At 60.8% G+C, this 14464-nt stretch carries 9 protein-coding genes; 6 read left to right on the forward strand and 3 right to left on the reverse strand.

Annotated features, from left to right (window positions below):
- Positions 1-41: 41 nt before the first annotated feature.
- From I2F59_RS04280 to I2F59_RS04305, 6 genes are all read left to right on the forward strand, one after another.
- Positions 42-2468, forward strand: coding sequence for a glycogen/starch/alpha-glucan phosphorylase (locus I2F59_RS04280; RefSeq protein WP_117769654.1), 2427 nt, complete (start codon positions 42-44; stop codon positions 2466-2468).
- Between the two features lie 108 nt (positions 2469-2576).
- Entirely contained in the window at positions 2577-3725 is a 1149-nt protein-coding gene (locus I2F59_RS04285; RefSeq protein ID WP_006233920.1) for a glucose-1-phosphate adenylyltransferase, read from the forward strand.
- 4 nt (positions 3726-3729) lie between these two features.
- Positions 3730-4857, forward strand: a complete 1128-nt coding sequence (gene glgD, locus I2F59_RS04290) for a glucose-1-phosphate adenylyltransferase subunit GlgD (RefSeq protein ID WP_117736345.1) — start codon at positions 3730-3732, stop codon at positions 4855-4857.
- A 90-nt stretch (positions 4858-4947) separates the two neighbouring features.
- Complete coding sequence (glgA, locus tag I2F59_RS04295) at positions 4948-7293, forward strand: glycogen synthase GlgA (protein WP_195503361.1); 2346 nt, start codon at positions 4948-4950, stop codon at positions 7291-7293.
- Positions 7294-7511: 218 nt separating this feature from the next.
- A complete protein-coding gene (locus tag I2F59_RS04300) occupies positions 7512-10808 on the forward strand; it encodes a 4-alpha-glucanotransferase (protein WP_195503362.1) in 3297 nt (1098 codons plus the stop codon).
- A gap of 88 nt (positions 10809-10896) precedes the next feature.
- Positions 10897-11133, forward strand: a complete 237-nt coding sequence (locus I2F59_RS04305; protein WP_006233925.1) for an FmdB family zinc ribbon protein — start codon at positions 10897-10899, stop codon at positions 11131-11133.
- A 140-nt stretch (positions 11134-11273) separates the two neighbouring features.
- Here I2F59_RS04305 and I2F59_RS04310 read toward each other — a convergent pair whose 3' ends face one another.
- The 3 genes from I2F59_RS04310 to def form a co-directional block, all read right to left on the reverse strand.
- Positions 11274-12674 (reverse strand): RsmB/NOP family class I SAM-dependent RNA methyltransferase, encoded by a 1401-nt coding sequence (locus I2F59_RS04310; RefSeq protein ID WP_195503363.1) that lies wholly within the window; start codon positions 12672-12674, stop codon positions 11274-11276.
- Positions 12671-13591 carry a methionyl-tRNA formyltransferase gene (gene fmt / locus I2F59_RS04315; RefSeq protein ID WP_195503364.1) on the reverse strand — a complete coding sequence of 307 codons (921 nt, stop codon included), beginning with the start codon at positions 13589-13591 and terminating at the stop codon, positions 12671-12673. The genes I2F59_RS04310 and fmt overlap by 4 nt, the downstream gene beginning before the upstream one ends.
- A 323-nt stretch (positions 13592-13914) precedes the next feature.
- Positions 13915-14451, reverse strand: a complete 537-nt coding sequence (gene def, locus I2F59_RS04320) for a peptide deformylase (RefSeq protein WP_138374697.1) — start codon at positions 14449-14451, stop codon at positions 13915-13917.
- Between the last annotated feature and the right edge of the window lie 13 nt (positions 14452-14464).

Consider the following 14464-nt stretch of genomic DNA (forward strand, 5'->3'; position numbering starts at 1 on the left):
ATAACCGTTCCGGGAGAAACATCCCCGGGGGAAAGGAACGTATGAATAAGATCTTCGACAACAAGCAGGAGTTTACCGAGCTCTATCGCGATGCCGTCATGAGCATCAGCGGCAAGAGCGTCGAGGCCGCCAGCGATCTGGACCGCTTTAACGCCCTGGCCAAGCTCGTGGCCGAGAAGGCCCGCACCGTTGCCACCAAGAGCGACGCCCGTGCCACCGCCGAGGGCAAGAAGCGCGTGTACTACTTCTCGATCGAGTTTTTGATCGGTCGCCTGCTCGATAACTACCTGCTCAACTTTGGCGTGCGCGACATGGTCGCCGAGGCGCTCGACGACATGGGCTTCGACCTTTCCGTCATCGAGAACCAGGAACCCGATCCGGCGCTGGGCAACGGTGGCCTGGGCCGTCTGGCCGCATGCTTCCTGGATTCCATGGCAGCCGAGGGCATCGCCGGCTACGGCAACGGCATGCGCTACCGCTACGGCCTGTTTAAGCAGGAGATCGTCAACGGCAGCCAGGTCGAGGCCACGGACGAGTGGCTCACCCACGGCTATCCCTGGGAGGTCCGACGTCAGGACAAGGCCGTGACCATTAAGTTTGGCGGCCACGTCGAGGGCTTTGAGGAGAACGGACGCACGTTCTACCGCACGGTGGACACGCAGGACATTCTGGCCGTCCCTTATGACATCCCCGTGGTGGGCTATGCCGGTGAGACCGTCAACAAGCTGCGCGTCTGGGCCGCCGAGCCGGTCGAGGAGCACTTTGACCTTGAGGCCTTCAACCGCGGCGACTATGCCCTGGCCGATGCCGAGCGCGCCGAGGCCGAGGCCATCAGCGCCATCCTCTACCCCAACGACGCCGGCGAGCACGGCCGTCTGCTGCGTCTGAAGCAGGAGTACCTGTTTGTCTCGGCCGGCATCTACAGCCTGCTCGACACCTTTGAGAAGGAGCACGGCGAGAACTGGGAGCTGCTGCCGCAGTTTGTGGCCATCCACACCAACGACACGCATCCCGCCATGTGCGGTCCCGAGCTCATGCGTATCCTCATCGACGAGAAAAAGCTCGAGTGGGATGACGCTTGGAGCATCGTGACGCAGGTCGTGAGCTACACCAACCACACCATCCTGCCCGAGGCCCTGGAGAAGTGGCCCATCGGCATGTTCTCCAAGCTCCTCCCCCGTGTGTACCAGATCATCGACGAGATCAGCCGTCGTTGGCACGAGTCGTTCGACACCACGCAGGAGGGCTGGCAGGAGCGTCTGCGCCAGACCGCCATCCTGTGGGACGGCGAGATTCGCATGGCCAACCTGTCCGTGATCTGCAGCCACAGCGTCAACGGCGTGGCCAAGATCCACTCCGACATCATCAAGAACATCGTGCTCAAGGACTTCTACGCCCTGACGCCCGAGAAGTTCAACAACAAGACCAACGGCATCTCGCACCGTCGCTTCTTTGCCGAGGCCAACCCCACCTATGCCAAGCTCGTAACCGAGGCCATTGGCGACGGCTGGCTGAAGGACGCCTTTGAGCTGGAGAAGCTCAAGGAGTTCCAGAACGACTCCGAGTTCCTGAAGGCCGTGGGTGCCTCCAAGCGCGCCAACAAGGAGCGCCTGGCCGCCTATGTCAAGTCCGAAACCGGTCTGGTCATTGACCCCAACACCGTCTTCGATGTTCAGGTAAAGCGTTTCCACGCCTACAAGCGCCAGCTCATGAACATCATGAAGGTGATGGACATCTACAACCGTCGCATCGCCGATCCCAATTTCCACGTGACGCCGACGACCTTTATCTTTAGCGGCAAGGCCGCCTCGAGCTACACCTTCGCCAAGGAGACCATCCGCCTCATTAACTCCGTGGCCGACGTCATCAACAACGATGCCCGCGTCAACGAGGTCATGAAGGTCTGCTTTATCCCCAATTTCCGTGTGAGCAACGCCCAGCTCATCTACCCTGCCGCCGAAATCTCGGAGCAGATCTCCACGGCCGGCAAGGAGGCCTCGGGCACGTCCAACATGAAGCTCATGATGAACGGTGCCATTACGCTGGGCACCCTCGACGGCGCCAACATCGAGATCGCCGACCTGGCCGGACGCGAGAACGAGGCTATCTTTGGCCTGACCGCTCCCGAGGTCGAGCAGCTCTGGGCATCCAATAGCTACTTTGCGTGGGATACCCTCAACGGCGACCGTGAGCGCCTGGGCCGCGTGATGGACGAGCTCAAGGACAACACCTTTGCGGGTCTTTCGGGCAACTTTGAGAGCATCTACAACGAGCTCATGAACAACAACGACCCCGACCTGGTCATGGCAGACTTCCGCAGCTACGTGGATGCGTGGGAGAAGCTCACGGGCAGCTACGGCGACCAGGAGACCTGGAACCGCAAGGCCCTGCTCAACACCGCCTCGAGCGGCTGGTTCTCGAGCGACCGCACCATTCGCGAGTACCGCGACGAGATCTGGCACGCGTAAAGGCGCACGAGCTCCCCTATGCCAGCACGGCATTACTCGACGGGCGTGACGTTGCGCCGCGCCCGTCGCTAATGGGTTTAGGAACATCGATGACAGAAGGAGAAATCGATGAGTAAGAAAGAATGCATCGCGATGCTCCTCGCAGGAGGACAGGGCAGCCGATTGGGGGCACTCACCCAAAAGATCGCTAAGCCGGCGGTTAGCTTTGGTGGCAAGTTCCGCATTATCGACTTTTCGCTGTCCAACTGCTCCAACTCGGGCATCGACACGGTGGGCGTTCTGACGCAGTACCGTCCCTACCTGCTGCATGCCTACGTGGGCTCTGGCGAGGCTTGGGATCTGGACAGCCGCGACGGCGGCGTGTCGATTCTGCCGCCGTATGAGACGCAGACCGGCGGCGCCTGGTATGCGGGCACGGCCGACGCCATTACGCAGAACCTCGACTACATCAAGGCCAACGACCCCAAGTACGTCCTGATTCTTTCGGGCGATCACCTGTATCGCATGGACTACCGCAAGATGCTCAAGACGCACATTGAGAACAACGCCGACCTCACGGTGAGCGTTATGCCCGTGCCTTGGGAGGAGGCCAGCCGCTTTGGCATCCTGACCACCGACCCCGAGGACGGCCGCATCACCAAGTTCACCGAGAAGCCCGATAAGCCCGATTCGAATCTCGCGTCCATGGGCATCTACATCTTCTCGGCCGACGTGCTGATCGAGGCGCTCGAGGAGGACGCTCTAGACCAGCGCTCGAGCCACGACTTTGGCAAGGACATCATCCCCAAGCTGCTCGGCGAGGGCAAGCGCCTGTACAGCTACGAGTTCCACGGCTTTTGGAAGGACGTTGGCACCATCGCCAGCTTCCACGAGACCTCGATGGACCTGCTGGGCAACAACCCCGAGTTCGATTTGTTCGACAAGCACTTCCCCATCATGTCCAACATCACCACGCGTCCGCCGCACTACATTGGCCCGGACGGCCGCCTGGACGACTGCCTGGTCTCCAACGGCTGCAAGATCTACGGCACCGCTCGCCACTCGATCCTTTCGACCGATGTCATCATCGAGGAGCGCGCCGTGGTCGAGGACTCCGTGCTGCTGCCGGGTGCGCACGTTAAGAGCGGCGCGCACATCTGCCGCGCTATTTTGGGCGAGAACTCCACGGTCGAAGAGGGCGTGAAGCTCGGCTCTGTCGATACCACCAAGGATACGGCCGTCGTTGGAAATGACGTCGTTATCGGGAAGGGGGAATGATCCGATGATCAATCGCAAGGCCATCGGTTATATCACCGCTAACTACTCTTCGACCTACGGCAGCGTGCTGCTCAAGGACCGCCCCATCGCGTCCGTTCCGTTTTTGGGCCGCTACCGCCTGATCGACTTCCCGCTGTCCAACATGATGAATGCCGGCATCAAGACCGTCGGCGTCGTCATGCCGGGCAACTACCGCTCGCTGATCGACCACGTGGGCTCGGGCAAGGACTGGGGCCTGGACCGCAAGAAGGGCGGCCTGTTCATGGTGCCCGGCAACGCGTATGGCACCACCAAGGGCGGCATGCGCTTCCTGCTGCGCGACATCATCTCCAACAAGACGCTGTTCCAGCGCTCGGACAAGCCCTATGTTGTGATGATGGGCACCAACATCATCTTTAACATGGACCTCAACACCATCATCGACGCGCACGAAAACTCCGGTGCCCAGATGACCGTGGTGTACTGCAAGGCCACGCGCAATGTAGATGACGAGACCAAGCTCGAGATTAACGAGAACGGCCGCCTGACGGGCGTGAGCGCTGGCGTCGTGTACGGCGACAACGCCTCTATGGACTGCTGCATCGTCAACCGCGAGACGCTGCTCGAGATCATCGACCACTACCAGGCCGCCGACTATCTGGACCTGCTCGAGGCACTCCAGGGCGACTTTGGCAACATCGACGTGTGCAGCTACGAGTACAAGGGCGAGGTCGTGGGCGTGTTTAGCGAGAAGTCGCTGTACCGCCGCAGCATGGACCTGCTCGACCAGACCGTGGCCGATCAGCTCTTTGACCCCGAGCGCCCGATCCTGACCAAGGCTCACGACGTGCCGCCTTCGCGCTATGCGACCGGCAGCCACGCGTGCAACTCGATCATCTCGGCCGGCTGCATCATCAAGGGCACCGTGCGCAACTCGATCCTGTCGCGCGGCGTCGTGGTCGAGGAAGGCGCCTCGGTGACCAACTCGATCATCAACCAGAGCTGCATCATCAAGAGCGGCGCACGCGTTGAGAATGCCATTCTGGACAAGAACAACGTGGTCCCCACCAACACCGAGCTTCGCGGCACGCCCGAGAACATCCTGGTGCTGGGCAAGGCTCCGTTAACTTCCGACACCACCATCGTACGTTAACGTTGGCACCGCAACATCGCTCGTAACATGTAGAATAGCCGCCCGGTTAGCGCCAGGCGGCTATTCTCGAATTACAACATGGGAGACAATATGGCAGATTCCAGCAAAAAGATGCAGATTGTGTTTGCCTCGGCCGAGTGCGCACCGTTTGTAAAGACCGGTGGCCTGGGTGACGTGGCGGGCTCGCTGCCTGCAGCACTCGTGCGCGCCGGCGCCGAGGTTATCGTAATGGTGCCCAAGTACGCCACCATCAAGGACGAGTACAAGGCGCAGATGGAGCACTTTGCCGACTTTTACGTGAGCCTTGGCTGGCGCAACGAGTACTGCGGGCTTGAGAAGCTCGAGCGCGACGGCGTCACCTATATGTTCGTGGACAACGAGCGCTACTTTGCGCGCGATTATCCGTACGGCTTCTTTGACGACGGCGAGCGCTTCGCGTTTTTCTCCAAGGCCATCACCGAGAGCCTGCAGCACCTGCCGGCCGGTTTTGAGTGCGACATCCTGCACTGCAACGACTGGCAGACCGCGCTGGCGCCCGTGTTCTTGCGCGAGTTCTACCAGGGCCTGCCGCTGTACGACCGCGTCAAGACCGTGTTCTCGATCCACAACGTAGCGTTCCAGGGACAGTTTAGCGACACCGTGATGGAGGACATCCTGGGTGTGGCGCATATTCCCGCGGCCGCCTCGCAGCTGCGTTGCGACGCCTGCAGCATCAACTACATGCTGGGTGCGCTGCACTATGCCGATGCCATCACCACGGTGAGCCCCACCTACGCGGGCGAGATCCAGACGCCCGAGTTTGGCGAGGGCCTGGACGGCGTGCTACGCGTGCGCTCCTACGCACTGCAGGGCATCCTCAACGGCATTGACGTTGCGGGCTTTGACCCGGCGACCGACAAGCGCATTGCCGCCAACTACACCGTGGAGGACCGTTCCGGCAAGGCCGTGTGCAAGGCCAAGCTGCAGGAGGAGTTGGGGCTCGAGGTTCGCGACGACCGCCCGCTCATGGTAATGGTCACGCGCCTGACGCGCCAAAAGGGCCTGGACTTGGTCATGTATGCACTCGACCGCATTCTGGCCGGCGGCGTGCAGGTGGCCGTACTGGGCACCGGCGACCGCGACTACGAGGACGGACTGCGCTACTTCCAGGACAAGTACCCCGGCACCATGGCCGCGCGCATCGAGTTCGATCCGGCACTGTCGCAGCGTATGTACGCCGCCGCCGACATGTTCCTGATGCCTTCGAAGTTTGAGCCCTGCGGCCTGTCGCAGATCATCGCCATGCGTTACGGCACCCTGCCCATCGTGCGCGAGACCGGTGGCCTGAAGGACACCGTGCAGCCGTACAACGAGTTTACCGGCGAAGGCACGGGCTTCTCGTTTACCAACTTTAACGGCGACGAGATGGGCGACGCCGTGTTCCGCGCGGCACGCCTGTTCTGGGACAACCGCGATGCTTGGAACCAGCTGGTCACGCAGGCCATGAGCCAGGACTTTAGTTGGACGCGCTCGGCCGACAAGTATCTGGACCTGTACTTCTTTATGCACCCGGAGATTGAGAGGCCGGCGGCTGTGGAGGCTACAGCGGCTGTGGAGGAGCCGGTTGCTGTTGAGGAGCCCAAGACCGAGGAGAAGCCGGTTGACGATGGCAAGGTAAAGCCCGCGGCAAAGCCTGCTGCCAAGAAGACGACAGCCCGCAAGGCAACGGCTAAGAAGGCTACGGCCACGAAGGCCGCTGCGAGCAAGACCACCGCTGCGAGCAAGACCACCGCTGCCAAGACCACCGCTGCCAAGACCACCGCTGCCAAGACCACCGCTGCCAAGACCACCGCTGCCAAGGCAACGACCACGCGCAAGCGCACGACCGCCGCTGCCAAGAAGGCCACCGAGGCCGAGGTCGCTCCCGAGGTAAAGGACGAGGCCGCCGCCGAGACTAAGACCGCGGCAAAGGCTCCGGCCAAGACCGCTGCCAAGAAGACGGCTGCGTCCAAGACCACGACCGCCAAGAAGACCACGGCTACGAAGTCGACGACGACCAAGGCTGCTACGAAGAAGACCGCTGCGAAGACGACCCCGAAGGCCACCGCAAAGCCGGCCGCCAAAGTGGTGGAGACGACCGCCGAGTCCAAGGCCGAGGTTGCTGTCGAGGCAAAGCCGGCCGCCAAGACGACCACGCGCAAGCGCACCACGACGACGACCAAGAAGACCACAACCAAGGCTGCAGCTCCCAAGGCAAAGGCTAAGGCCGAGGAAAAGCCCGCAGTAAAGGCCGAGCCGGCACCAAAGGTCGCCGAGGTCAAGGCCGCTCCCAAGGCTAAGGCAAAGACCGAGTCCGCCAAGAAGGCCCCGGTCTCCCCCGCCACTCCCGCCGATGAAAAGGCTCCGACCAAGAAGACCTCCGTCCGCAAGGCAACGGCCACCCGCAAGCGCCACTAGCCCACAGACGATCCAAAACCTAATCAAACCCTAAGTAAGGGGCGCTCCAACCGGGCGCCCCTTCTCTATAGATAGTTGGTAAAACGATTTTCTAGGACAACCGTTCGCCGATGGTAAACGGATGTTGTTTATACAGCCTGTGTACAACAGATATACTTACATCCTGTGCGTAAAGCCCATGGCCCGCAGGCCGTGATTCTATTGAACTGGACCGTATTATGAGATTGATTCACAACAGCCGTCTGCCGCAGTTTCGCACTCCGTTTGGCGCTGTGACCACTGGAACTACCCTTTCGCTCTCCGTGATTCTGGAGGATGCCGATCCCGCGCAGGCAACGCTTACGCTGCGCACCTGGGTCGATGAGATCGGTGAGTCTCGATATCCCATGACGCACGAAGGCGACGGCATATTTACCGTAGAGCTTGAGTGCACCGAGCCCTGTCTTATCTGGTACAGCTTTATCTGCAATATCGAGGGCCAGCCCGAGGTTCGCCTGGGCGCACCGCAGGGCCGCACCGGCGGCGAGGGCGTGACCTATAACTACGCCGAGGTGCCGTCGTTCCAGGTCACCGTCTACAAGCACCGCGAAGTTCGACCCAAGTGGTACGAGCGCGGTATGGTCTACCAGATCTTCCCCGATCGCTACGCCCGCGACGAAAACTGGCGCGAGCGCACGCAGGCCGAAGTCGAAAAACCGCGCAACGGAATCCAGCGCCGCATGGTCGAGGACTGGAACGAGCCGCCCGTGTACGAGCGTGCCGAAGACGGCTCCATCAAGACCTGGGACTTCTACGGCGGTTCGCTCAAGGGTATCCAAGAAGACCTACCTCGCATTGCCGAGCTGGGCTTTACAGCCATCTACCTCAACCCCATCTTTGAGGCCGCGAGCAACCACCGCTACGACACGGCCGATTACACCAAGATCGACCCGATCCTGGGCACCGAGCAGGACTTTACGGAGCTGTGCGAGGCAGCCGAGAAGCTCGGCATTTCCATCATTCTGGACGGCGTCTTCAACCATACGGGCGACGATTCGATCTACTTCAACCGCTACGGCAATTATCCCGGCGTCGGTGCGTGGCAGAGCGAGGACTCGCCGTGGCGCGATGCGTTTAATTTCCACGAGGACGGCTCATATGACTGCTGGTGGGGCGTGGGCAACATGCCCGCCATCAACGAGAATTCCGAGCTGGTGCGCGAGAAGCTCTTGGGCAAGGACGGCGTGATTCGCAAATGGCTGCGCGCCGGTGCCCACGGCTGGCGACTCGATGTGGCCGACGAGCTTTCCGACGACTTCCTGGCCGAGATCAAAAAGGCCGTGCTCGCCGAAAAGCCCGACGCGCTGCTGCTCGGCGAAGTCTGGGAAGACGCCTCCAACAAGATCAGCTATGGCCATCTACGCCGCTATCTGCAGGGTTCTGAGCTCGACTCTGCCATGGACTACCCCTTCCGCGACATGGTCATCGGCTTTTTGATGGGTTACAAGAACGCCTATCAGGCTGCCGAGGATATCGAAACCCTGCGCGAGAACTACCCGCGCGAGGCCCTGTCCTGCGCGCTCAATCTGCTCTCGAGCCATGACCGTCCGCGCATCATCTCGGTTCTCGGCGGTGGCCCCGACGAGTCGCAGCTGCCCGAGAGCGAGCGCAGCAAGTGGCGTCTGGACGAGAACTCCATGGGCCTGGCCAAGAGCCGCTTTTGGTTGGCGACGCTCATGCAGATGACCTTCCCGGGCGTGCCCTCGATCTATTATGGCGATGAGTACGGCCTGGAGGGCCTCACCGATCCGGGCAACCGCCGTACCCTGCCGACCAAGGACCAACTCCACGACTTCGACACGCTGGCCATCGTTAAGAACGCGTCTGCCGTGCGCCGTGCGCTGCCCTTTATGGTCGATGGCGAGATCAAGGCCTTTGCGCTCAACGACGAAGTCTTGGCTTACACCCGAACGGGCAAAGACGGCGAGGCCGCGACGGTTATCATCAACCGCAGCCTGCGCAATTCGCACCGCGTGACGATTCCGGCGCTCGGCGAATGCGCGAGCGACGTGATCAGCGGTCACGAGTGCGAGATCCACAACGGTACCGTCACGCTCGACCTGTACCCGCTGGGCTCTTCGATCATCTATCACCATGCCGAGAAGCGCCTGCAGGAGCCGCTCGATCATGGCGCGGGCGTTGTGTGCCACATCACCTCGGTGCCGACCGATGACGGTAAGCCCGGCACAATCGGTGCGCCCACGCGTCGCTTTATCGACCATCTGGCCGCCATGGGCATGCGCTACTGGCAGGTTCTCCCCGTCAACCCCACGGACTTCTTCCGCTCCCCTTACGCCGGTCCTTCGGCCTTTGCAGGCAATATCGACCTGCTGCCCGAAAGCCACGAGGAGCTGGCCGCCGACTTTGAGACCTGGAAGGCCCGCGGAGGCGAGGATGCCGATCCGCTATACACAGCGTTTAAGCATCGCAATGCCGATTGGCTCGAGAAATACTGCGTCTACATGGCCGTTAAGAAGTACTTTGAGGGCGAGTCGCGCCACGATTGGCCGGCAGATGTCGCGCGCTACAACGAGCATCTGATCGACGACAAGCGCTTCCACAACGAGGCCGAGCTTCAGGCGTACATGCAGTACCGCTTTGACTTGGCTTGGTGCGAGCTCATGAACTATGCGCACAAGAAGGGCATCGAGGTTATCGGCGATATTCCTATGTACGTGTCGGACGATTCGGCAGACGCGTGGAGCGAACCTGAGAACTTCTGGCTGTCCGATACCGGCAAGGCAATCGAGATTTCCGGCGCGCCGCCCGACAACTTTGCGCCCGAGGGCCAGGTGTGGGGCAACCCGACGTTCCGCTGGGACCACATGAAGCAGAACGGCTATAGCTGGTGGATGGATCGCCTGCGTCGTGCGTTTTCGCTCTACGACCGCGTGCGCCTGGATCACTTCTTGGGATTCCACAGCTACTTCAGTATCCCCGCAGGCAAGGCTTGCGCCGACGGTCGCTGGCTGGCGGGACCGGGCAAAGACCTGTTCCAGACTGCCTACGACGAGCTGGGTCCGCTCAACTTTATCGCCGAGGACCTGGGCTATTTGACGCCCGGTGTTCGCGCCATGGCTTCGACCTGCGGTTTCCCCGGCATGAACGTGCTGGAGTTTAGCGATTACGACGTCCGTTGCGGCGTGCACCCCACGCCAGGAAAGATCCTGTACACCTCAACGCACGATACGTCGACGCTGGCCGGCTGGTGTACGCGTTCCTTTGCGGGCGGCGATGAACCGAGCGGTGTTGAGGTGGCGGCCAAGCTGATGAGCGACGCGCTGGCAAGCGACGCTCCCCTGGTGATGATGCCGCTGCAGGATGTCCTGGGGCTTGGCGACGACGCGCGCATGAACGTTCCGGGCGTGGCCACGGGCAACTGGACCTGGCAGGCTAACGAGGCGAACATTGCAGCCGCCGAGGGCAAAACCGCACAGCTCCTGCGCAACAACCATAGATTCTGGGGCGAAGCGTGATAAAACCCCCGATATAGGGTACAGTTACAGACGTTTGAATTTTTGCGGGCAGAGTAATCTGCCCGCTTTGTGCTGAAAAGGAAGTATTATGGCGCGCTACGATTACAAGTGCTCGAGCTGCGGCAACGTGTTTGAGGTTGAGCATCCCATGTCCGAGACTCCCGAGGTCGTGTGCCCCAGCTGCGGTGCCCCGGCGGCCAAGACGTTCTCGGCCAGCGGCATTAAATTTGAGGGCAGCGGTTTCTACAACACCGACCAGCGAAGCGGCGGCTCCAGCACCAACGCCACGAGTGGCTGCTGCGCCAACTGCCCGCATAGCCACTAGGAACCAAACAGCCCCGCGATCAGCATCGATCGCGGGGCTGTTTCTTTGTGTCGCAGGTCGCTCTATGAGTTGCGGTGAAATAAGGACCGTTTGGCGGGTAGAGGCCGCTATTCAATCCTTATTTCACCGCAACATAGTCATTACTTGTGGACCAAGCGGGCGCAGAAGTGGCCGTCGTAGGAGTCGGCGTTTACTGGCACGCTTTGGAAGAGGCCTCGATCGTTCTGGCGTACGGATACGAGCTTCTTGGCCTGATCGAACTCGGGGAGTTGCAGAATCTGTGCCTCGGAAAGCGGTGCCACGCTAAAGCCGGCACCCTCGGGAGAAGCAAGGAACGCGTCCACGACCTGCGTGTTCTCCTCGTCGAAGACCGAGCACGTCGCATAGATCAGCTCGCCGCCGGCAGCCACGCGCGCGGCGGCTTCCTTGAGCATCGTCAGTTGCAGTTTGGGCAGCTCAACCGCTACATCCTTTTCGGTCAGGCGCCAGGGGATCTCAGGATGACGGCGCATGGTGCCGGTGCCCGAGCACGGCGCATCGATAAAGACCGTGTCGAACTTAACCGGCTTGCCAAGCATGGCATCAAACGACGTCAGTACTTCATCAAGCTCGCAGGCATCACCCGAAACCGTACGAACGCCCTGAATACCGGCCTTGTGCAGGCGAGCGAGATTCAGATCGCACTTGCGATCATGCAGATCGAGCGCCGTATGCTGACGCTCATAGCCCGCATGCTTGGCCTGGCACATCATCACATAGGTCTTGGTACCACGACCGGCACCAATCTCAAGGCAGCTACCAGGGCGCGTGGCAGCTGTGGCGATAAGCTGCGCGTTGAGATCAGATGCCACCGCGGCAGCACGCTCAAACACACCCGAAGCAACGGTAACCTGGGCATCAACCGGGGCATGGCAGCCCGGGAAGACAGGCGCGACGAGCTGCGAGATATACGGATCGGGCTTGGTCGCAAAGGCGTTCTCATGCAGGGCCAGCGGCGCAGGTGCCAAGTTGCCGGCAAAGTTAAGCGCACCCTCTGGCGTGTCAAACGACGCCATGATACGAGCGCACAGCCAACGCGGCAGACCCATCAAGCGCGACAGACGAACCAAGCGTCGCTCAGACTCATTCACATCGGACGCCGTGGCAAAGTCCTCAACGTTGTCCGCGACCTTATGCAGCACGGCGTTGGCCAAACCGGCGGCAGACTTAGCTCCGCTGCGCACCAGCTCAACACCCTGACTTACGGCAACGCGGCCAGGCGTATGCAGATAGAGCATCTCGAAGGCCGAGATGCGAAGCGCCATGCGAACACGCGGCGCAACCTTTTTAGGCTTATCGAGAAACTGATCGAGCAGCTCGTCCAAAATACCCTGCGTGGCGGCCACACCCAGTGCCAAGCGGGCGGCAAAAGCGGAATCGCGCTGGTCAATAGCCTTGGCCGATGCGCGAGAGGACAGCACGTCACGCGCATACATGCCGCGGCGATCGGCCTCCATTAGCACATCGAGCGCAAGTTTGCGCGCGGGAGAAAGCTTGCTCATGACAAAACACCCCAGATAAGATCGGCGCCTTGCAGCCCAGCAGCCCAAGCAGAAGCGGCCATGGCACGCTTGCCATCGGGCTTAACCTCGAGCAACTCAACCGAGCCATCGGAAAGGCCAAGGTAGACGCGCTTGGCTTGAACGGCAACAGCGCCCTCGCCAAGCGACACATCAGCCGACGCAGCATCGAGCACACGCACGGTCTTGCCGGCAATCACGCAACGAGCAGGCGCGGTATCGGACGAAGCGAGCACATGACGCACGCAATCGAGCGCAGCCATCTGCGGATCCAGACGCATCTCCAGCTTGGAAATCTTGGCAGCATGAGTGACGAGCGACTCATCCTGCTCGGTCCAAACCGCCGAACCATCGGCAAGCGAAGGAAGTGTATCGGCAAGCAGTTTGCCGCCAAGCTCACCAAGCTCCATGGTCAGCGCCTCGGCATGCTTACCGGCAATCGTGGTCGAGGCCTGTGCACAATAAGCACCAGTATCCACGCCATGACCGATGCGCATGATAGAAACGCCAGCGGCCTCATCACCAGCGAGAATCGCACGCTGAATAGGAGCAGCCCCACGCCAACGAGGCAGCAAGGACGCATGAACATTCACAATGCCGAGCGGCGCCATATTCAAGACCTCATCAGGCAAAATACAACCATAGGCAGCCACGCAGAAAATGTCAGCCTGGGCAGCCCGGAGCGCCTCAACAACCTCAGGCGTCATACGATTAGCCTCAACAACCGGCAACCCCAGCTCAAGCGCCTTGGCCTTAACAGGAGAAGGCTCAAGCTTCTTACCGCGCCCACGAACAGCATCAGGACGAGTAACAACAAGCGCAATCTCGTTGCCAGCCGCAACAAGCGAAGTCAGCGAAGGCACAGCAAAATCAGGCGTACCCATAAACACAATACGCATAAAAGTTAGTCTCCTCTCAATAACGAGCCGAGACGGCTACAAAAGAAGCGCTCCAGGTCGCAAACGCACCCAGCCGCCAGAACAGTCCAACAAAAACAAATATACCCAAAACCAAAGAAAGAGCCGCAATAAAAGCAGCTCTTCCAACAAAGCAATTATCAGCGAAGACGCCCCTCCCTGGCCCAACGGCGCACGGGCGAGACAAGCAGCGTCAACGTAGTCCCCGGGGCGCCCGCCTATATCGTCCCGCGCGCAGTTTCGCAGCGCAGCGAGAATGTTTGAGCACGGGATGATATAGGCGGGCGCCCCGGAGACGGACAAACCTACTCCGTCTCGCCCGGTCGAGCGCCGCGGGCCAGGGCGTCCTGGTACTCCTTGACGGCCTTGATCCTCTGCATGGGCTTGAGTCGCTCAAACATGGTATTGCCGTGCAGATGATCGATCTCGTGCTGCAGGCACACGCAGAACAGGTCGCCCGAGGCCTCGTAGCGAATCAGGTTGGCATCCAGGTCGTACGCCTCGACGACGACATGGTCGGGACGCTCGATCTCGCAGCTAATACCAGGAATGGAAAGGCAGCCCTCGCTAAACGGCACCAGATGGTCGCTCTGCTCCACGATCACGGGATTAATGAGCACGTACGGATCGTAGTCGCTCTTGTCGCTGTAGTCGCAGTCGATGGTGACCAGCTGAATGAGCTCGCCGATCTGCGGGGCAGCCAGGCCGCAGCCGCCGTTCTCGAACATCATCTTCTTCATCTTCTCGGCAAGTGCCTCGATCGCCGGGGTGATCTCCTCGATGACGGCGCACTCCTGGCGCAGACGAGGGTCAGGCGACAGTACGATTCCGTTGGCTTCCATGGCCATCCTTTCG

This window comes from Collinsella aerofaciens, assembly GCF_015556945.1.
GTDB classification, from domain to species: domain Bacteria; phylum Actinomycetota; class Coriobacteriia; order Coriobacteriales; family Coriobacteriaceae; genus Collinsella; species Collinsella aerofaciens_AO.

Excerpts from the sequence above, each read along its gene's own strand:
- I2F59_RS04280 (WP_117769654.1), top strand. The coding sequence starts at position 42 with ATGAATAAGATCTTCGACAACAAGCAGGAGTTTACCGAGCTCTATCGC.
- glgA (WP_195503361.1), top strand. The coding sequence starts at position 4,948 with ATGGCAGATTCCAGCAAAAAGATGCAGATTGTGTTTGCCTCGGCCGAG.
- def (WP_138374697.1), bottom strand. The coding sequence starts at position 14,451 with ATGGAAGCCAACGGAATCGTACTGTCGCCTGACCCTCGTCTGCGCCAG.
- fmt (WP_195503364.1), bottom strand. The coding sequence starts at position 13,591 with ATGCGTATTGTGTTTATGGGTACGCCTGATTTTGCTGTGCCTTCGCTG.
- I2F59_RS04305 (WP_006233925.1), top strand. The coding sequence starts at position 10,897 with ATGGCGCGCTACGATTACAAGTGCTCGAGCTGCGGCAACGTGTTTGAG.
- glgD (WP_117736345.1), top strand. The coding sequence starts at position 3,730 with ATGATCAATCGCAAGGCCATCGGTTATATCACCGCTAACTACTCTTCG.
- I2F59_RS04310 (WP_195503363.1), bottom strand. The coding sequence starts at position 12,674 with ATGAGCAAGCTTTCTCCCGCGCGCAAACTTGCGCTCGATGTGCTAATG.
- I2F59_RS04300 (WP_195503362.1), top strand. The coding sequence starts at position 7,512 with ATGAGATTGATTCACAACAGCCGTCTGCCGCAGTTTCGCACTCCGTTT.
- I2F59_RS04285 (WP_006233920.1), top strand. The coding sequence starts at position 2,577 with ATGAGTAAGAAAGAATGCATCGCGATGCTCCTCGCAGGAGGACAGGGC.